The organism is Indolivaga capnocytophagoides, from assembly GCF_036511535.1.
Lineage (GTDB): Bacteria > Bacteroidota > Bacteroidia > Bacteroidales > Dysgonomonadaceae > Dysgonomonas_A > Dysgonomonas_A capnocytophagoides.
Map to the genome: position 1 here is coordinate 249869 of NZ_AP028867.1, position 19013 is coordinate 268881.

The 19013-nt window shown below is 36.2% G+C and carries 13 protein-coding genes and 1 tRNA gene; 9 read left to right on the forward strand and 5 right to left on the reverse strand.

Annotated elements, in window-relative coordinates:
* Positions 1–23: 23 nt before the first annotated feature.
* The 3 genes from AABJ51_RS01155 to AABJ51_RS01165 all read left to right on the forward strand — a co-directional run bounded on the left by AABJ51_RS01155 (position 24) and on the right by AABJ51_RS01165 (position 5468).
* A complete protein-coding gene (locus AABJ51_RS01155; protein ID WP_338374069.1) occupies positions 24–3122 on the forward strand; it encodes an efflux RND transporter permease subunit in 3099 nt (1032 codons plus the stop codon).
* Positions 3123–3226: 104 nt separating this feature from the next.
* Complete coding sequence (locus AABJ51_RS01160) at positions 3227–3919, forward strand: response regulator transcription factor (protein ID WP_026627090.1); 693 nt, start codon at positions 3227–3229, stop codon at positions 3917–3919.
* Between the two features lie 199 nt (positions 3920–4118).
* Entirely contained in the window at positions 4119–5468 is a 1350-nt protein-coding gene (locus tag AABJ51_RS01165) for a sensor histidine kinase (RefSeq protein ID WP_338374072.1), read from the forward strand.
* Between the two features lie 622 nt (positions 5469–6090).
* Here the strand turns inward: AABJ51_RS01165 and AABJ51_RS01170 are convergent.
* A complete protein-coding gene (locus tag AABJ51_RS01170) occupies positions 6091–6300 on the reverse strand; it encodes a hypothetical protein (protein ID WP_338374074.1) in 210 nt (69 codons plus the stop codon).
* Between the two features lie 301 nt (positions 6301–6601).
* Positions 6602–6835, reverse strand: a complete 234-nt coding sequence (locus tag AABJ51_RS01175; RefSeq protein ID WP_338374076.1) for a hypothetical protein — start codon at positions 6833–6835, stop codon at positions 6602–6604.
* 759 nt (positions 6836–7594) lie between these two features.
* Between AABJ51_RS01175 and AABJ51_RS01180 the strand changes: the two genes are divergently transcribed.
* Together AABJ51_RS01180 and AABJ51_RS01185 are read left to right on the forward strand one after the other, a co-directional pair.
* The gene (locus AABJ51_RS01180) at positions 7595–8356 is read left to right on the forward strand and encodes a carbonic anhydrase family protein (RefSeq protein WP_338374077.1); all 762 of its coding nucleotides are present in this window, start codon (positions 7595–7597) and stop codon (positions 8354–8356) included.
* A 498-nt stretch (positions 8357–8854) separates the two neighbouring features.
* Positions 8855–9721, forward strand: a complete 867-nt coding sequence (locus AABJ51_RS01185; RefSeq protein WP_338374078.1) for a hypothetical protein — start codon at positions 8855–8857, stop codon at positions 9719–9721.
* Positions 9722–9980: 259 nt separating this feature from the next.
* Here AABJ51_RS01185 and AABJ51_RS01190 read toward each other — a convergent pair whose 3' ends face one another.
* From AABJ51_RS01190 to AABJ51_RS01200, 3 genes are all read right to left on the reverse strand, one after another.
* Complete coding sequence (locus AABJ51_RS01190) at positions 9981–10790, reverse strand: alpha/beta hydrolase (RefSeq protein ID WP_338374080.1); 810 nt, start codon at positions 10788–10790, stop codon at positions 9981–9983.
* 330 nt (positions 10791–11120) lie between these two features.
* Positions 11121–11642 carry an Arm DNA-binding domain-containing protein gene (locus tag AABJ51_RS01195; RefSeq protein ID WP_338374082.1) on the reverse strand — a complete coding sequence of 174 codons (522 nt, stop codon included), beginning with the start codon at positions 11640–11642 and terminating at the stop codon, positions 11121–11123.
* Between the two features lie 212 nt (positions 11643–11854).
* Positions 11855–11929 (reverse strand) — tRNA-Pro (locus AABJ51_RS01200).
* Positions 11930–12200: 271 nt separating this feature from the next.
* Here AABJ51_RS01200 and aspS point away from each other — a divergent pair.
* The 4 genes from aspS (at position 12201) to AABJ51_RS01220 (ending at position 19011) form a co-directional block, all read left to right on the forward strand.
* Positions 12201–13955 (forward strand): aspartate--tRNA ligase, encoded by a 1755-nt coding sequence (aspS, locus tag AABJ51_RS01205; RefSeq protein ID WP_338374084.1) that lies wholly within the window; start codon positions 12201–12203, stop codon positions 13953–13955.
* A gap of 172 nt (positions 13956–14127) precedes the next feature.
* Positions 14128–14595, forward strand: a complete 468-nt coding sequence (locus AABJ51_RS01210) for a MarR family winged helix-turn-helix transcriptional regulator (protein WP_338374085.1) — start codon at positions 14128–14130, stop codon at positions 14593–14595.
* A gap of 12 nt (positions 14596–14607) precedes the next feature.
* Complete coding sequence (locus AABJ51_RS01215; RefSeq protein ID WP_134436640.1) at positions 14608–15720, forward strand: efflux RND transporter periplasmic adaptor subunit; 1113 nt, start codon at positions 14608–14610, stop codon at positions 15718–15720.
* Positions 15721–15837: 117 nt separating this feature from the next.
* Entirely contained in the window at positions 15838–19011 is a 3174-nt protein-coding gene (locus tag AABJ51_RS01220) for an efflux RND transporter permease subunit (protein ID WP_338374086.1), read from the forward strand.
* The last annotated feature ends 2 nt before the right edge of the window (positions 19012–19013 follow it).

Here is a 19013-nt window from a genome sequence, read left to right on the forward strand (position 1 = left end):
AATATTTACCGTAAGATAGAACCATGCATAAATTTGTAGAGAAAATAATAGCTTTTGCTCTTCGCAATCATATCCTTATTCTTTTTTTGACTGCGATATTATTTGTAGCTGGAGTTGTATGCTATATAAATACTCCCATCGAGGCTTACCCTGATGTGACCAATACCCGTGTGAGGATTATAACCCAATGGCCGGGGCGAAGCGCCGAGGAAGTCGAAAAATTTGTGACTTTGCCTATTATGCGGGAAATGAATACCATCCCCCGTAAGACTGATGTGCGTTCTACATCTTTATTCGGATTATCCGTTGTTACTGTTATTTTTGAAGATGGAGTTGATGACTTTTTTGCCCAGCAATACTCATCTAACAGAATGCAGGATCTGGATTTGCCCGAAGGAGCTGATCCATCTATCGAGCCGCCTTCGGGAGCTACCGGTGAAATTTATAGATACATCATTAAAAGCGATCTGCCGATTCGTGAGGTTACAGCCTTGAACGAATGGGTTGTCGAACGCGAATTATTATCGGTTCCGGGTGTTGCCAGCATCAACAGTTTCGGGGGAGAAGAAAAAATGTATGAAATAAAGGTAAATCCCGTAGAACTGGCTAATTATGGATTATCGCCGCTGGATGTTTACGAAGCGGTCTCGAAGAGCAATATCAATGTCGGTGGAGATATTATACAAAAAGGCAGTCAGGCATTTGTTGTACGTGGAATAGGGCTGTTGGAGAGTATCGCCGATATAGAAAATATATTGATAGAGACAAGAGGAGGTACACCTATACGGGTGAAGCAGGTGGCAACGGTAGATGTATCATCCAAGCCCCGATTGGGGCAGGTCGGGCTCGACGATCAGAACGATGTTGTACAGGGGATAGTTGTAATGCTTCGCGGACAAAATCCGGGCGAGGTTATTAAAAATGTAAAAGCAAAGATAGAGGAGTTGAACGGGCGCATACTTCCTGCCGATGTGAAGATTGTGCCATTTCTGGATCGGACTACATTGGTTGATACTACAGTACATACTGTTGTGAGAAATCTGGCGGAAGGAATTTTACTTGTTTCGTTTGTTGTATTTATTTTTCTTTTCAACTGGCGTACAACTCTTATTGTGGCAACAGTGATTCCTCTGTCTTTCTTATTTGCTGTTATTATGCTGCGTATTCAGGGGCTGCCTGCTAATCTGATATCGATGGGTGCGCTCGACTTTGGGTTACTGCTTGAAGGAACTTTAGTTATTGTCGAGATAATATTTGTGGCGATGGAAAAACGCAGCCATTATCTGGGTGAAAGATTCACCGGTACGATCAAAAGTGGGCTGATAAAAAAGAGTGCAGGTAGTGTTGCATCCAGTATATTCTTTGCTCAGATCATATTGATGGTTGCTCTATTTCCGATTTTTTCTTTTCAGAAAGTCGAAGGAAAAATGTTTTCACCTTTGGCCTTTACACTTGGATATGCTTTATTAGGCTCTCTTATATTGTCTCTGACATATGTACCTGTTATGTGTAAAGTATTGTTGAAGAAACCTGTGAAGGATAAAACTAATTTTATCAGTCGTTTCTTCATCTGTGTTCAATATAAAATTTTTGAGTTCAGCTCCCGTTATAGAAAAGGAACTATTATTGCTTTTTGTGGTATCCTTTTACTTTGCGTGGTTCGTTTTATGTTCTGGGGGACTGAATTCATTCCGAATATGAACGAAGGTGCTATTTACATAAGGGCAACATTGCCTAATAGCGTAAATCTCGATGAATCGGTCAAAATTACTCAGCAAATGAAGACAAAGCTCCGTAAGTTCGATGAAGTGAAATTTGTTTTATCTCAAACGGGGCGTCCGAATGACGGAACCGATGCCACAGGTTTTTTTAATATTGAATTTCATGCTGAACTGAAACCCGAAAATGAGTGGAAGCGGAAAATAAAGAAAGATGATCTCATTCAGCAGATTCAAGATTCATTGGATATATACCCCGGTGTGATTTTCGGTTTCAGCCAGCCTATTCAGGATAATGTGGAAGAATATGTAGCAGGAGTCAAGAGCTCTCTTGTTATAAAAATCTATGGAGACGATTTATATCAGCTTGAACGATTGGCAGATTCTACAGCCACAGTAATTAAAGATATTAAGGGTATTGAAGATGTAAATGTATTCCGAAGCATCGGGTTACCCGAACTTCAGATAAAACTCGAAGAATCGCAGATGGCACGCTATGCTGTATCAATGGAAGCAGCCCAGACTGTTATTGAAATGGCTATCGGCGGAAAAGCTGCTACCCGCTTTTATGAAGGCGAACGCATCTTTGATGTACAACTGCGTTTTCAGAAAGAATACAGGGATAATGAAGATAAAATAGGAAATATCCTTATCCCTACCATGGATGGAAAATATGTTCCGCTAAAAGAAATAGCCGATATTTCATTTATCACAGGACCGACATTTGTTTACAGGGATGGAAGTAGTCGTTATGTTGGTATTGGATTTAGTATTCGTGACAGGGATCTGGGTTCTACAATAAAAGAAGCCCGGAAAAAGGTAGCAGACCAAATAAAACTCGCTCCCGAAAATAAAATGGTTTGGGCAGGTGAGTTCGAAAGCCAGCAGCGTGCAACTGAGCGTCTGGTGGTGATTATACCGACAGTTATCCTTCTGATATTGTTTTTATTATATCTCAATTTTGGTACGGTAAAAGATACCTTGATTGCGGCCAGTGCAATGCCTTATGCCTTTATCGGAGGATTTATCTCCCTTTGGGTTACCAATACTATTTTTGGAATTTCGGCAGGTATCGGGTTTATCATTCTATTCGGTATAACAGCCATTGACAGTATTTTATTAATAACTTTAATGAAATTAAAAATGCAGAAATCGCATAACTTAAGGCTCGCAATTGATGAGGCAGTAAAAGAGCGCCTTCGTCCGGTATTAATGATTGCATTAATGGGATCTATGGGGCTGCTGCCGGCTGCTCTTTCGCATGGAATGGGGTCTGAAATCCAGAAACCATTAGCGATTATGATTGTCGGAGGTATTGCTATCAATATGATACTGTCATTTACTGTATTGCCTCAGGTGTTCTATTTTGCATACAGAAGAGATAAACGTTTGAAAGAAAAGTAAGGTTCCATATTTTTTTTATTACTTTACCGTATAATAAGTTACTAACTTACTAAGTTTAATGATGTATTTACTATGGTAAACAAATAGGTCTGAGACCTCGTGTTATGGAGTTATTGTTGATAGAAGATAATCGCCGCATCAGTGATTTTATGGTAAAAGGTCTTGAAGAAAGCGGCTTCTCGGTTGTCCTCTCTGAAAACGGAGAGGATGCGCGCGGTCTTATTTCCCAGCGGGAATGGGATCTGATTCTTCTTGATATTATGCTTCCTGATATCGATGGAATCGAACTCTTACAATATACCCGTTACAAGAAAATAAATACACCCATATTAGTTGTGAGTGCATTAGGTGAAATTGAAGATAAAGTAAAAGCGTTAGACTATGGTGCAGATGATTATCTGCCTAAACCTTTTCATTTTAAAGAGCTTGTAGCTCGTATCAATGCTTTGACGCGCCGATTTAAATTTAATAACGAAGTACAGGAAAATGCTTTGGTTTGTGATGATCTGAAATTATATACCGACCGACACATTGTAGAACGGGACGGAAAAGAGATCAAACTGACCTTGCAGGAGTTTAAGTTGTTACAGTTATTGATGGAAAATAAAAATAAAGTCTTGTCCCGCTCTCAGATACTCGATACGGTGTGGGGGATAAATTACGATTCGAATACCAATGTTGTAGATGTATATATATCGTATCTGAGAAACAAAGTCGATGCAGAATCCCTGAATAAACTTATCCAGACGGTAAAAGGGCGGGGGTACCTGATCAGGACACAGGACAATAGATTATAGGGATTATATTTCAATTTTATCTATATATAAAATAATAGGTGAATATGCCGATGAGAAAACTTGCCAATTTGAAAACAGCGAAAAAGGTAACTGGTAAAAACAGACATAAAGAGTGTAACTTTTGTTACCTTTTTCAGAAAATGCTGAATCAATAATCGTTCACTGATCTTGTAACCTTTGTAACCTTTTTATAATGTAGATGAAAATTCAGGAACGTCAGAGTTTATATAGTTCTATTGCATTCGGTGTGGTCTTTATTATCATATCGGTGCTTATCTATATGTTGTATTACGAAAATATAAAGAAAGAAACGTACAAAAATTTACGAAAAACAGCCTATATAGTAGCCTTGTTTCATCTGGAAGAAGATGAGCTGAATGTTAGGGAATTTGAAAAGGTTCAGAAGCAATTTGAGGAAATGGTCTCAGGGGTGTCTTATCAGGTTTATCATAAATCGGGAAAGTTAGCATATGGAAATAAACGAAAGCATGTTGATCCTGAGATATTAAAAGTTATAGAGAGAGAAAAAAAACTCGATTTTACTACAGAAACTGAATATTGTCACGGAATCTTTTATGAAGATAATCAGGGTGATTTTGTTATAATAACCAAAGAAACCAAAAGCCTGCTAAACAGCCAGCTGATTATTCTTCTATGGATATTGAGTTCTGCTTTGCTTGTTGGTCTTATTGCTGTTATCTTCTTGAGTAAATGGTTAGCCCGTATCGCATACAAACCATTCAGTAATGTCATTGAACAAGTAAAAAATATATCCCCCGATAAATCGGGAATGCAGATAGAATCACCTCATACGGATGACGAACTACAAGAGCTTACTGATACTTTCAATCATCTGTTGAGACAAATATCGGAAACTTTTGTCATTCAGAAGAATTTTGTAAACTATGTATCCCATGAGTTTAAAACACCTCTGGCTGCTATGCTGGGAAATCTCGAAGTGTTTTCTCTAAAAGAGCGAAGTCCTGATGAATATTCAGCATTAGCAGGAACATTAATTGTACAGATACACCAGTTGGAAGAAATTCTGAATACGCTGATTATCATTTCTGATTTACGTAAAAGTTCTGATATAAATAGTACTATAAGGATAGATGATCTTATATGGAAAATAATAGAGCGGATATCTTACTCCCATGCAGGAAGTAAAATCAATGTAAGGGTTGAAGTTCTTCCCGAAAATGAAAATTTGTTAGTCGTAAAAGAAGACCGTACTCAATTATTGATGGCTTTGTTTAATATCATCGAAAACGGCGTGAAATATTCACAAGGCGAAACGGTAGATATTACATTGTACAATAATGGGGATTGCCTTCATATTTCGATTAAGGATAGAGGTATTGGGATTCCCCGTGAAGAATTGGAAAATATCAGTAAACCTTTTTATCGGGCCAATAATACTGGCCGGATGCAAGGGTGTGGTATCGGATTGTCGATAGCCTTGCGTATATTAGAGAAATGTAGCATAAAGTATAATATTGAGTCAGAGGACAAAAAGGGAACTTGTGTGACTATATCATTCTGTGAGTGATATTGGATTGAGTTTGAAAAATGAGATATCATTTTCACTAGCAAAACCATCACCGTCTCTAGATATTTTAAGAAGATAGCTATTTGATCTTTAGTAATCCTATATTTAAGTTTTACCTAAAGATAGAAAAATAGGAATATAGAAGAAAAAGCAAAGCGATACGCATGAGCGATACTTAAAATCTGCAATTAGAGAATGTAAACGAATAACTCATTAAGATTTGTGATAGTTGAAATAAAAAGATGGAGATCTTTATTTCTGTTTACATAGCCACAAATTGTAAGTATAAGATGTGTTATAATGATAGGTATTCCGATTACAACAATAGCTATTGTTTCAGAGTAATTATTTTTAATAATCCATAGACTAATAAAGAACCAAAGGAGAAAGTCTATTAAAAATAATATAGAATAATTCCATTCAAGTTAGCTCTTTTTCTTTCTGTGTCTTATAATTGGAATTAGTTGACCTATAATAATAAAAGACATCGCTAAACTTGATATAATAAATGATTTAAGGGAACTATTGTTGGAAAAGTAATTCCAAAAGTTAAAGTATATAAGCAATGAAGCCAATACTGCCATTATTTTATTAAACAAGAGATTTTTCATGTAAGGTAAGCTCAGGTTTTGGGATTGTGTCGAGTATTTGTAAACAATTTGATCAACAAAGATAGGAAAATGAGAATTACTCCAATAGCCATCAATACAGACCAAGGCATAATGATATTATCGGCAGTATGCATATGACTTATCATATAGCTAACAGATGCTAAACAAATTAAAACACCTAAAGATAAGAGTATCGAGGCTGTGCGTAATAAATTATTCATATGTAAATATTTAAGGTGTTAAATATAGGTTGTTAAATGTAAGTATATTATTTAAATAATCAAAAAAAATGAATAAAGACATTCAAACCTTCGTGGAGAGAAAAGCAGAAGAGCTTGATTTTGCAATACAGTATTACTCGGATCTTCAAGATGAGAAAGGTGGGTGAGGAGTTACTGGCGATTAGAAAGAAAGATCGTTATCTGATTCTTGTAAAAGAAGAAAACGGAGATGTTGGTGCAATTTAGATTTTGGTTTCCAATATGATCAGAATATATTAGAAATAATTTACCTAATGGATACCTATACCGAATATAGGCATCCCACTTTCAGATAAAAAGACCCTTTATAATCGAGACTGGAAGATGTAAATATTATTTTATCATCAGCTTTAACTACAATACTACTGATAGTAGCATTCCATGTTCTGACAAAAATTTCTGTTTCTTGGAGTTTGGGACAGTTGTTATCAGAAGAGCAAGATTGAAAAACAAATAAACCGAATAGAATGAAATGTAGAGTTGTAAATGTTTTCATAATAGATAAAATTAATGTGTATATATAGTGGATGTGTGAAACTCAAAAATGTTGTATAATATCAAAAAACTAAACAAAATGAGACAGATTAAATTCAGAGGGAAAAGGAAAGGTCAAAGTCAACAGAAATCACTCAGCGGACTATTCAATTCAACTCAAACTTTATAGCTCTTATTAGGTGTATTAACGCGTTTATTATAAATACTCTTGATGTTGATTATTTAAGAGAGGATTGCAATAGTAATTATTCTCGTCCTATGCATATAAAAGCCCATGACAAAGTTGCTTTAACGGCTATTCTCAGAAAAAATATACACTCCTTTGAAGAATGCTAAACCTGCACAGAACATTTAACTAAGTTGTATTCATTTTGGTAGGGGATATTATTAGGAGAACGAACTTATACCGGGTTTCTGTTTCCTCCACACTCTCAACTGCCTATCAATAAAGAACATTTTGATCGATGGCTCAGTCTTTTTACTGAAACAGTAGATTTTCTTTTCATAGGTGAAATTGCTAATGAAGCTAAAAATCGTGCTTATAAGATTTCCGTTGTATTCCCCAAAAGGCTATAGTATATTAGCAAGAACTCTCCATTATAGCATTCTTTAGCTGTTCTTTATAAAAAAATACCAATCTTCACAGGCTAGCAAGCCAAAAAGAAAATATTATTTTATCAATGAGATAGAATAAGTTACATTGTTTTATATATTTGTCGAACATAATCAAAACTTTACATAAATTTAAATTTAAAGTATTATGAAAAGGAACAAACTATTTTGGATATTCTCACTAGTATTATTGCTATTATCATCTTGTAAAGAAAAAGCTTCAACAGAAACAACTGTAGTCAAAGCTGAAAGTGTACAACAGATTGCAGAAGATGAAATCCTGACAAGTAAAGTTCTCACCCAAGATCAGCAATCGGCTTTATCTCCGCAAGACGTATTAACATCTCTAAAAGAAGGTAATAAAGAATTCACAGAGGACAACCTCACGGTACGTAATAATAGCCAAAGAGTAAGGGATGCTGCTATTGGACAGTACCCTAAAGCAGCGATTCTTTCATGTTTGGATTCTAGAGTTCCGGTTGAAGATGTTTTTCATCAAGGAATTGGAGACATCTTTGTCGCACGAGTTGCCGGGAATATATCCAATGAAGATATACTAGGCAGTCTGGAATATGCATGTAAAGTATCGGGATCCAAATTAATATTAGTCTTAGGACATGAATATTGTGGAGCCGTAAAGTCTGCGATAGATGATGTTAAATTAGGTAACATTACAGCCTTGTTATCAAAGATACAACCTGCCGTAAAAGCTGCATCCTCAACTTTCGAAGGAGAAAAAGTTTCCTCTAATCCAGATTTTGTAGAATCAGTATGTGATCATAATGTTCTATTAACTATCGAGGAAATTAGAAAGAAAAGTCCAATACTCAATGAAATGGAGAAAAAGGGGGAAATAATGATTGTGGGAGGAGTGTATGATATGAAAACGGGGAAAGTTGATTTTCTATAAAAGCTACACTAAAATACATTAATTAGAAAATATCATTTTATATTATTAGAAAGAGAACTGAAAAGCTTCTCTTTTTTTATGTAAACAAATAAGATTTTGGTTTTCAGTGGTCTGCGAATTTAATTATGCTAAGTTGAATAACTTTAATGATTTATATGTTTCTATATCGCAAGGTTTATACCTTATTGTAAATACGCCTTCATTATTCGTTATTTGCAATGAATATGTCCAGTGTTGTTGCCTGAGAGATATTCTAGTAAGAGACTTCCCTCCGTTTTATTGATAAAAATAAAGCCCCACAACCTCCCGGCAAAGGACTCTACAAGTTCTCATAATATGAGACAGTTATTATGATTTGGTATCTAAATCTATGTCGTAAAGGAAGAAATTTTATTTAAACCTCACAAGAAAGTATAGAGAGATAGAATTAGAGTGATACTTTAGATATCAAGCTTTCTTCTTACATTTGGGGTTTAGTAATAACACAAAATTTATAGTATGAAAAAGACTTTCTTTTCGATCCTTTGTTTAGGCTTTTCTATCTTTTCTTATTCGCAAGATATTATTCTACCCTCAGGTAATTTAATAGGATTTCAATTAAAAGATAATTTTACTTACCAAGGTAAATCTATAGGGCATTACTCTATTGGATGGAATTCTGATCCCTGGCATACAGGAGCTAATACTTTATGGCAAAGCGGATATGGTGGTATTAAATTATTTACACAAGGAACAGCTCGTTTGGCTATAAACAAAGAAGGTAATATTGGAATTGGTACAGAGAGCCCAACATACAAATTGGAAGTAAATGGAGACGTTAAAGCTGCGGGAAATTTTTATATTGGACAAAAAGGATCTTTGTCAAATGGCAATGAAGTCACTCGAATAAGTATAGTTCCATACGCTCATACCGGAGGTACTTGGAATATTATATCAAGAGATAATCCTTCAATGGCTTTTTTAGACCTATCGTATGGTAAATATGATGCTTTATCCATTAGATATTATAATCTAGAGACAAGAATTGGAATTGGAGTAAAAGATCCTCAAAATAAACTGGATGTTAACGGAACTATCCGAGCTACCGAAGTAAAAGTAGAGACCGGTTGGGCTGACTTCGTATTCGATAAAGACTACAAACTACCGACACTTCAGGAAGTAGAGAACCATATCAACGAACACAAACATTTACCCGATATTCCATCCGAAGCAGAAGTCAAAGAAAACGGAGTAAGTTTAGGTGAAATGCAAGCTAAGTTATTACAGAAGATAGAAGAACTTACTTTATATACAATTGAGCTAAATAAAACCGTAAAAGAGCAGGGTGAATTGATACAGGAATTAAAAAGTAAAATAAACGACTAACATAGTAATATCATGAATATAATTTTGTTTATGCTTTTTTACAATACCTTTAACAATGTTTGCTCAACAAAAAGAAAGTCCACATAGAGGCCTTATGCTTTCACGTAGCGAATTACCAAATTATAAATATGCCGACTTTGTTCATAAAGGCCCAAAAGATAATCTACCTTTATTAACTCCTCTTTACTATTAAGACTCCTCAAATTAATTAAAGGAATAGCTTTTCTTATCACATATAAAAATTCGGATGTAGTTAACCTTATTCAAAAGCCCAAATTAGAGCCTTTTCTTTTGTTGCTCGAAAAATAGTGGCGTGTGTTTCTTGAGGCTCGTCAGAATAATACCATCTTAGAGTTGCTTTGCTTTCAGTTTTTAATATCTCTGCTAATTTTTTAGTTAAGTCAGAGATTTCCGTTGTATTAGAACCCGCGAACCATATTCGTTTTTCGCTTAAAGGAAATGTCTTTAGATTTTTCTTAGCAGTAGTTATTAAATAATTATTATTCCACCATAATGATGGATCAAATGCAATATAATTATCAAACATGTCTGGAGCCTGAAAAAATGTCTCCAAAACAAAAAGACCAGACAGAGATTCTCCAATAATGCTTCTTTTATCAGTCGTTCTATATCGGCTATCTATTTCAGGAAATAATTCTTCTTTTATAAATATTCTGAATTTATCAGAACCGCCTACAATAGGTGCAATTTCCTTATCTTCTTCAACTTCTGTAAAACCTGTTAGATCTCTTCTTCTTTGAGTATTCTCTATACCTACAAGAATTAGTGGTTTGATCTTTTTTTGTTTAATTAATTCATCTAAAGTATTCGCTACATGGGGAAAATCTTCTTCAATTCCACCATCTGCCATATACATTACCGATAAAGAATCTGAGTTTATATTATAATCACTAGGAGTCCAAACATTAATCACTCGATTTTCACCTATTATCTCAGATTTTATACTGAAAGTGTCATGTATAGGAATCAAATCGTTGGGAGAAGAAGCATTCATATAACTTGTAAATGCAACAAAATAAAAAAGTAAAATATAATTAAAGGGTTTCATCTTTTTTAGTTTTTATATTTTCAATCTTTGGATATTATAGGTTTCTCTAAATAATAAATAGTTTTTATTCCTCCATCTTTGACATTGCATCCGCCATATCGATACGGTTCTCTAATTCATTAACGACAGCTTAAAGCTCTATGAATTTTCTTTTGTCAGTTGGAGTGGACATGTCTTCTAGCTGCTTTTCAATCTCCGCCGATTTTTCTTTCTTTCGAGCAAGCTTATTTTCCAAAACTTTCTTATATATCATAAGTGAGGTTTCTTTCAAGACGGATCGTTTTATTTTCTGTCAAAGTTATTATTATTTTTTCTTAAATGATAAGCTTATTATAATAGGAACTGGATTGTACCATGATATAGTATGGTACAATCTTTGGTGAGTTTTTCCATGTATTCATTATATAATATCGATTTTTCTTCTACCGTAAAACCAACATAGGTTATCGATAGAAAGCTGATACCAATCGGCAGTCTTCCCTTTTTTTGTTTTTTAATTATTTTCTGAGAGTAATTTACGAAATCAATGAATTCATATTCAGGTTCCATTGCTGCTGAAATATGATCTTTAACCTCAATACAACTCATGAGAGACAGTCTTTTTGTACCCAAGCCAATAACAACGGATCTAAATTCTTGAATAGTGTTAGTTAAATCGAAATTGAGTTTTTCAGCAAAAGGAGCTGTTTCCGTAATATTTCCAGAGTTTAATAAGAGATTTGGTTCAATGTAATGCTTTGTAGCTATATATTGTGTCGATCCATTGTGGTAAATACGAATTTTAATATTTGTTGTTCCGTCTTGTTTTAAATGTTTTTCTGTTTTTAAAACAATAGCTTTAAATGTTGCCATAATTATTTAGTTTTTACAGCAGACATGCTACACTCATTTATATTATCACTGGATGAAAAATGTAGTTATAGAATAGTTATAGAAAAATACGTCCTAATTGTACATTTTTTCGTGTACTTTCAAGTCATAAAAGACAAAAAAGTGACTAGATAATAAAATATATCTAATCACTTTTACTTTTTTGTTGCTGAAAATCAGCATTTTACTTCTAGTCGGGATACCAGGATTCGAACCTGGGACCCCCTGCTCCCAAAGCAGGTGCGCTAACCGGACTGCGCTACATCCCGTATTTGATTTCTCAAATGCGATGCAAAGGTACAACTTATTTTTTAACTTCAAAATTTTAGATGCATTTTTTTGAAATTTCTTCTGAAAGAGTAATAAAATAAGTACTTTTGCAAACAAAGAAAAGGATTTAAGTAAAAGCAAGTATTTATGATATATAGTAAACAAGTTGACAGGTTGACTCGTAAACTATCTTTGGGTTTACATATCTACTCGTAAACACGTCTGCTGAAAATATTAATAATAAGGTCTGCGACCTTAAAATATCTCACTATGTATAGAAGTAATACATGCGGCGAACTAAGATTAGCCGACGAAAACAAAGAAGTAGTCCTTGCAGGATGGGTGCAAAAGGTTCGAAAGTTAGGAGGAGGAATTACATTTGTCGATTTAAGAGATCGATACGGTATCACTCAACTTGCATTTTATAAAGATACAGATGCCGACCTTTATGAAGAAGCTAATAAATTTGGACGAGAATGGGTTTTGCAGGTAACCGGTAAAGTACAGGAACGTTCAAGTAAAAACAAAAATATACCGACAGGTGAGATCGAACTAGTGCCATCAATGGTCGTTGTGTTGAATACTTCTGAAACTCCGCCTTTTACTATTGAGGACGAGACTGACGGGGGAGACGATATCAGAATGAAATATCGTTATTTAGATTTGAGAAGGTCTTCAGTGCGAAGCAATCTGGAACTTCGCCATAGAATTGCTTTCGAAACCAGAAATTATCTTGATAAGCTAAACTTTTTAGAAGTAGAAACTCCTGTTTTGGTGGGTTCTACTCCCGAAGGAGCCAGAGATTTTGTTGTGCCTTCACGGATGAATCCCGGAGAGTTTTATGCATTACCTCAGTCTCCACAATTATTTAAGCAACTCTTGATGGTATCGGGATTTGACCGTTATTTTCAGATTGTAAAATGTTTTAGAGACGAAGATTTAAGGGCGGACAGGCAACCCGAATTTACACAAATAGATTGTGAGATGTCTTTTGTGGATCAGGAAGATGTTCTGAATACTTTTGAGGGTTTGGCTCAATATTTATTTAAAACTGTAAAAGGGTTGGATTTGCCGAAATTTCCACGGATGCCTTATTCAGATGCAATGAAGTATTACGGTTCTGATAAACCTGATACTCGTTTCGAGATGAAATTTGTGGAGCTGAAGGATCTTACAGCCGGAAGGGATTTTGTCGTATTTGATGACAGTGAGTATGTCGGCGCAATCTGTGCAAAAGGATGCGCAGAATATACTCGTAAACAGTTGGATGAATTAACCAATTTTGTTAAACGTCCGCAGATTGGAGCAAAAGGACTTGTTTATGTTAAATACGAAGCAGATGGAACTTTAAAGTCGTCTGTTGATAAATTCTATAATCAAGATGATCTTGTGAAATGGGCAGAACGTTGTGGTGCTCAAAAAGGAGATCTTATGCTGATCATATGTGGAGAAACCGAAAAGGCTCAAAAGCAATTGTGTGAGCTTCGTCTCGAAATGGGAGAGCGTTTGGGCTTAAGAGATAAAAATGTATTCAGTTGCCTTTGGGTTGTCGATTTTCCTTTGTTGGAAAAAGACGAAGAATTGAATCGTTTCTTTGCAAAACACCATCCGTTTACCAGTCCTAAAAAAGAAGATTATAATTTGTTAGATACAGATCCGGCTGCGGTGAGAGCCAGTGCATATGACATGGTAATCAATGGAGTTGAAGTTGGTGGAGGATCGGTGCGTATTTATGATAGTGCTTTGCAGAAGAAAATGTTCTCATTATTAGGCTTTACTGAAGAAAGAGCTCAGGAGCAGTTTGGATTCTTGATGAACGCATTTAAATATGGTGCGCCACCTCACGCCGGTTTGGCCTTTGGTTTAGATCGGTTAGTGTCGTTATTTGCTGGTCTGGATTCAATAAGGGATTGTATTGCCTTTCCTAAGAATAATTCGGGTAGGGATGTAATGGTTGATGCTCCCGCACGATTAGAACATGAGCAGCTTGATGAACTTTGTTTGAAGATTGAAATTAAAGAATAGGTGTTAAATATTTTATATACAGTTGTTAAGGTGGTTCGTGAATGGGCCACCTTATTTTTTGAATGTTAATATATTGTTAAAAAATGTGATTTTGTAAAATAAAATTGATACATAAGAACACTTATAGTAAGTGTACTTATTATATTTGCATGATATTTACAAAAAGGTAAACATGGCTGATTGTTTTAAACTAAAAAGTCCTGAGGAGGATTTGGGATATTTGATTTGGAGAATAACTAAATATTGGCAAAGAGGAAAGCATCGTATGCTCGATGAATTTGGTTTGACAGGGTCTCAGACCGAAATTCTGGGAGCTATATATCATTTATCCCAGCAAGAAAACGAAGTGACTCAGATTATATTGTCTCAGGAGACCGAGATAGGTCCAATGACGGTCTCTACTATATTACGGAATCTTCAGAAGAAGGGTTTGGTAACCCGAAAAGAAAGTTCTATAGATACGCGTGCGCGGGTTGTTGAGCTTACGGATGAAGGACGTGAATTATTTGAAAGGGCGATAACTAAAGTAAAAGAAGCCCAAGATGGCTTATTTGAAAATATTGATGTGGAGACAATGAAAGATCAGTTAAAGATCTTATTAAACGAACTAACAAGATTAAATATTAATACAATAAATTAATTAGTGTAAGGTATGGATTTGAAAAAAGTGAGTGTTAGTCTTTTCTCGGCTTTGCTATTAATTTCCTGTGGAGGTAAACAGGATCAAAAGCAAGAAACGCCGGCTAGTGTATATCCTACACTGGTATTGAGCACACAAAATGCTCAATTGGAATCGGTATATCCTGTGACTATCAAAGGGCAGGAGGATATCGAAATAAGACCAAGGGTTGAAGGGTTTATCGAGGCTATTTATGTAGACGAAGGGGCTGTTGTTAAAAAGGGACAAGCATTGTTTAAAATTAACTCTCCTGCATCACAACAGGCACTAACTTCGGCAGAAGCTTTGGTTAGAAGTTCTGAAGCTACATTAAATACCGCAAAATTGAATGTAGAAAGATTCCGTCCTTTGGCAGAAAAAGGCATCGTAAGTAATGTTCAATTGCAGACTTATGAAAATGCTTATCTGGCATCGAAGGCATCTCTTGAACAAGCTAAGGCTTCATTGTACAGTGCTCAGGCTACTATGAGTTGGACTAATGTAACAAGTCCTGTAAATGGGGTTGTAGGAGCAATAACTTATCGTCAGGGAAGTTTGGTTGATAAGGCAAATGTTCTGACAACAGTAGCTAATACTAGTAATGTATATGCTTACTTCTCATTGAATGAAAAAGACTTGCTGGGTTTCTTAAAGAATGCAGAAGGAAATACTCAAGCCGAAAAAATCAAAAATATGCCTGAGGTGACTTTGGTATTGGCTGATGGAAGTGTCTATCCTGAAAAAGGAAAAATCGAAACAATTGCTGGTGTTATAAATGTTTCAACAGGTTCTGCCGGATTCAGAGCTGAATTCCCTAATCCTCAAGGATTATTGAGAAGCGGAACAAGTGGTAAAGTTTCTATACCTCAGTACCTGAAGGATGTATATGTAGTGCCTCAGAAAGCAACATTTAATCAACAAGACAAAGTGTTGGTTTATAAAGTTCAAGGCGATTCTGTTATGCAAACACTGATAAGTGTGTCTGCGATGCCTGATGGAAAGAACTATGCTGTGACTTCTGGTTTAAAAGCAGGAGATCGTATTGTTACAGATGGCGTTGCAACTTTGAGTAATGGTAAAAAAATCAAAGTTGAAAATCAACAGTAATAAAATTAAGGTCTCAGACCTATTTATTGACAGGCTTGGTTAAGAAAAACGAGAGTTAATTATTTCCCTAAAGCGGTCATTAAATACTTTCTATCATAAAAAAAATAATAAAAAGCAATGTTAAAAACATTTATAGAAAGACCGGTGCTATCTACCGTGATCTCTATTATCATAGTGGTATTAGGGATTATCGGATTAGTCACCCTTCCTGTTGAACAATATCCGGATATTGCGCCTCCTACTGTGGTGGTGAACACAACCTATAGTGGAGCCAATGCGGATGTTGTAATGAATAGTGTAATCGTTCCTATCGAAGAGCAAGTGAATGGGGTTGAAGGTATGACCTACATGACTTCTTCAGCTAGTAATGATGGACAGGCTACAGTAACTGTATATTTTAAGCAAGGGATAAACCCTGATATTGCTGCGGTAAACGTTCAGAACATGGTTGCGAGGGCTACTCCTTTGTTACCATCGGAAGTAGTATCAGTTGGGGTAACTGTTCGTAAACAACAAAGTAGTACGATCTTATTCTTATCATTGTCAAGTGATAATCCGGACTACGATGGAGAGTTTATTCAAAACTATGCAAATATCAATATCTTACCACAGATCAAACGTGTGTTTGGGGTAGGTGAAGCGAGAGTATACGGAGCCAAAGACTATTCGATGCGTATTTGGTTGAAGCCCGATTTGATGGCTGTTTATAAAATATCAGCAGATGAAATTATCGGAGCTTTAACTGATCAGAATATAGAAGCTGCTCCCGGAGAAATAGGCCAGAACAGCGATCAATCGTTCCAATATACATTAAAGTATACAGGACGTTTGAAAACTGCAGAGCAATTCGGTGATATTGTTATCCGTTCGCAAGATGGTCATGTATTGAGAGTTAAAGATGTTGCTAATGTAGAATTAGGATCACTTAACTACACTGTACACTCATATACGAATGGAGCGGAATCTGTTGTTATTGCAGTTAGCCAGACTGCTGGATCTAATGCTCAGGAAGTAATCAAGAATATACAACATGTATTGGATACTGAGTCTAAAACATTCCCTAAAGGTATGAAACTGACTTATCTGATGAATGCAAATGACTTCCTTGATGCTTCTATTGAGAAGGTAATACATACATTGATCGAGGCATTCTTACTGGTGTTCCTTGTTGTGTTTGTCTTTTTGCAGGATTTCAGATCTACGCTGATTCCGGCGATTGCCGTTCCGGTAGCTATTGTAGGTACCTTCTTCTTCTTGCAGATGTTTGGTTTCTCTATCAACCTTCTGACATTATTTGCACTTGTACTGGCGATCGGTATTGTGGTCGATGATGCAATAGTCGTCGTCGAGGCGGTGCATGCTCAGCTCGATGCCGGGGAAAAGGATCCGAAAAAAGCCACAATGGCAGCGATGAAAGAAATTGCACCTGCTATCGTATCTATTACTTTGGTTATGTCTGCCGTGTTTATTCCCGTGAGTTTCATTGGTGGTACAAGCGGTATATTCTATAAACAGTTTGGTTTGACGCTGGCTATTTCTATCGTTATATCGGCTGTAAATGCGTTGACTCTGAGTCCGGCTCTTTGTGCACTCTTCCTGAAAGGGCATGATGAGGACCATGAGACTAAGAAAAAGAGTTTCTTGCAGCGTTTCTATTATAGCTTTAATATTGCATTTAATGCAGCAACACAAAAATATAAAAGCAGTTTGCAATTCTTAGGACGACGCGGACACCGTTGGATTACAGTTGCTATTATAGCTATAAGTACAGTTGTTTTAGTTGGTTTGATGAAACAGATTCCCACAGGATTCGTGCCTCAGGAAGATGATGGAGGTGTAATGGGTATGGTGACATTACCTCCCGGTGCTTCACTCGAAAGAACAGACTCTTTGGTTGCCGAAGTTACAGCCATTGCTAAAGGTATAGAAGGTGTGAAAGATGTTACCACTATCTCAGGGGTAAGTTTCCTTAGTGGTTCTGGTAGCTCATATGCATCTATGATTATCAAGATGGTTCCCTGGAACGATCGTAAGATCAATACTAATGAGGTTGCGGCACAGTTGACAGAGAAAACTTCTCATATACAAAATTCGACATTCTTGTTCTTCGGTATGCCAACTTTACAAGGTTTCGGTATGAGTACCGGGGTCGAAATGCAGCTTCAGGATAAAACAGGTGGTGATATTCATAAATTCTATGATCTGACCAATAAATTCCTGGATGAAGTGAAGAAGAGCGATAAGGTGATGATGGCGATGACCACATTTAACCCGAACTTCCCACAAAAACAGATCGAAGCAGATATTCCTAAGATTAAAGAAGCCGGATTGACATTATCTCAGGTAATGACTTCTATGCAGGCATATATAGGTAGTATGTATATCTCAAACTTCAATCTTTATGGTAAGCAGTTCCGGGTAATGGTTCAGGCATCACCTGAATACAGGGCTCAAATGTCAGACCTTGATAAACTGACTGTTCAGACCGGATCGGGAGAAATGGCTCCGATAACAGAGTTTCTTCATATTACAGACGTAACAGGTCCTCAGGCTTTAACTCGTTTCAATATGTTCTCGTCAATGAGTGTGACCATTATTCCTAATTTCTATAAAGGGTACAGTTCGGGTGACGTAATACAGTTGGTTGACGAAGTTGGAAAACAAGTATTGCCCGAAGGATATGGTTATGAATATTCTGGTATGACCCGTGAAGAAGTTGGCTCTGGTAGTCAAACAATATTGATCTTCGGATTGTGTTTGATCTTCGTTTACTTGCTGTTAGCTGCTCTTTACGAAAGTTACATCCTTCCGTTGGCTGTAATATTCTCTCTACCTGTAGGTTTGGCAGGGGTATTTATATTCATCTTTGTTGCGCTGATGGGAGGTAGCGGTATTGTAAATAACATCTATGTTCAGATATCGCTCGTCATGCTTATCGGGCTGTTAGCTAAGAATGCGATTCTTATTGTGGAATATGCTATCCAGCGTCGTCAGCAGGGAATGAGTATTGTCGAATCTGCCGTAAATGGAGCTGTAGCTCGTCTTCGTCCGATTTTGATGACTTCATTTGCATTCATATTCGGTCTTATGCCGTTGATGTTTGCTTCGGGTGCAGGTGCTATTGGTAACCGTTCTATCGGTATTAGTGCTATTGGTGGTATGTTTATAGGAACAATGATCGGGGTTTTGGTTATACCGTCTCTTTATATCATATTCCAAACAATACAAGACAAGTTTAGCAAGTCGGGTATGGTTAATTCTAATGACGAGGTTGTTAATAGACAAAAATGACA

What these genes read in the sequence shown, in the direction of transcription:
- AABJ51_RS01155 (WP_338374069.1), top strand. Translation starts at nt 24, where the DNA reads ATGCATAAATTTGTAGAGAAAATAATAGCTTTTGCTCTTCGCAATCAT.
- AABJ51_RS01160 (WP_026627090.1), top strand. Translation starts at nt 3,227, where the DNA reads ATGGAGTTATTGTTGATAGAAGATAATCGCCGCATCAGTGATTTTATG.
- AABJ51_RS01165 (WP_338374072.1), top strand. Translation starts at nt 4,119, where the DNA reads ATGAAAATTCAGGAACGTCAGAGTTTATATAGTTCTATTGCATTCGGT.
- AABJ51_RS01170 (WP_338374074.1), bottom strand. Translation starts at nt 6,300, where the DNA reads ATGAATAATTTATTACGCACAGCCTCGATACTCTTATCTTTAGGTGTT.
- AABJ51_RS01175 (WP_338374076.1), bottom strand. Translation starts at nt 6,835, where the DNA reads ATGAAAACATTTACAACTCTACATTTCATTCTATTCGGTTTATTTGTT.
- AABJ51_RS01180 (WP_338374077.1), top strand. Translation starts at nt 7,595, where the DNA reads ATGAAAAGGAACAAACTATTTTGGATATTCTCACTAGTATTATTGCTA.
- AABJ51_RS01185 (WP_338374078.1), top strand. Translation starts at nt 8,855, where the DNA reads ATGAAAAAGACTTTCTTTTCGATCCTTTGTTTAGGCTTTTCTATCTTT.
- AABJ51_RS01190 (WP_338374080.1), bottom strand. Translation starts at nt 10,790, where the DNA reads ATGAAACCCTTTAATTATATTTTACTTTTTTATTTTGTTGCATTTACA.
- AABJ51_RS01195 (WP_338374082.1), bottom strand. Translation starts at nt 11,642, where the DNA reads ATGGCAACATTTAAAGCTATTGTTTTAAAAACAGAAAAACATTTAAAA.
- aspS (WP_338374084.1), top strand. Translation starts at nt 12,201, where the DNA reads ATGTATAGAAGTAATACATGCGGCGAACTAAGATTAGCCGACGAAAAC.
- AABJ51_RS01210 (WP_338374085.1), top strand. Translation starts at nt 14,128, where the DNA reads ATGGCTGATTGTTTTAAACTAAAAAGTCCTGAGGAGGATTTGGGATAT.
- AABJ51_RS01215 (WP_134436640.1), top strand. Translation starts at nt 14,608, where the DNA reads ATGGATTTGAAAAAAGTGAGTGTTAGTCTTTTCTCGGCTTTGCTATTA.
- AABJ51_RS01220 (WP_338374086.1), top strand. Translation starts at nt 15,838, where the DNA reads ATGTTAAAAACATTTATAGAAAGACCGGTGCTATCTACCGTGATCTCT.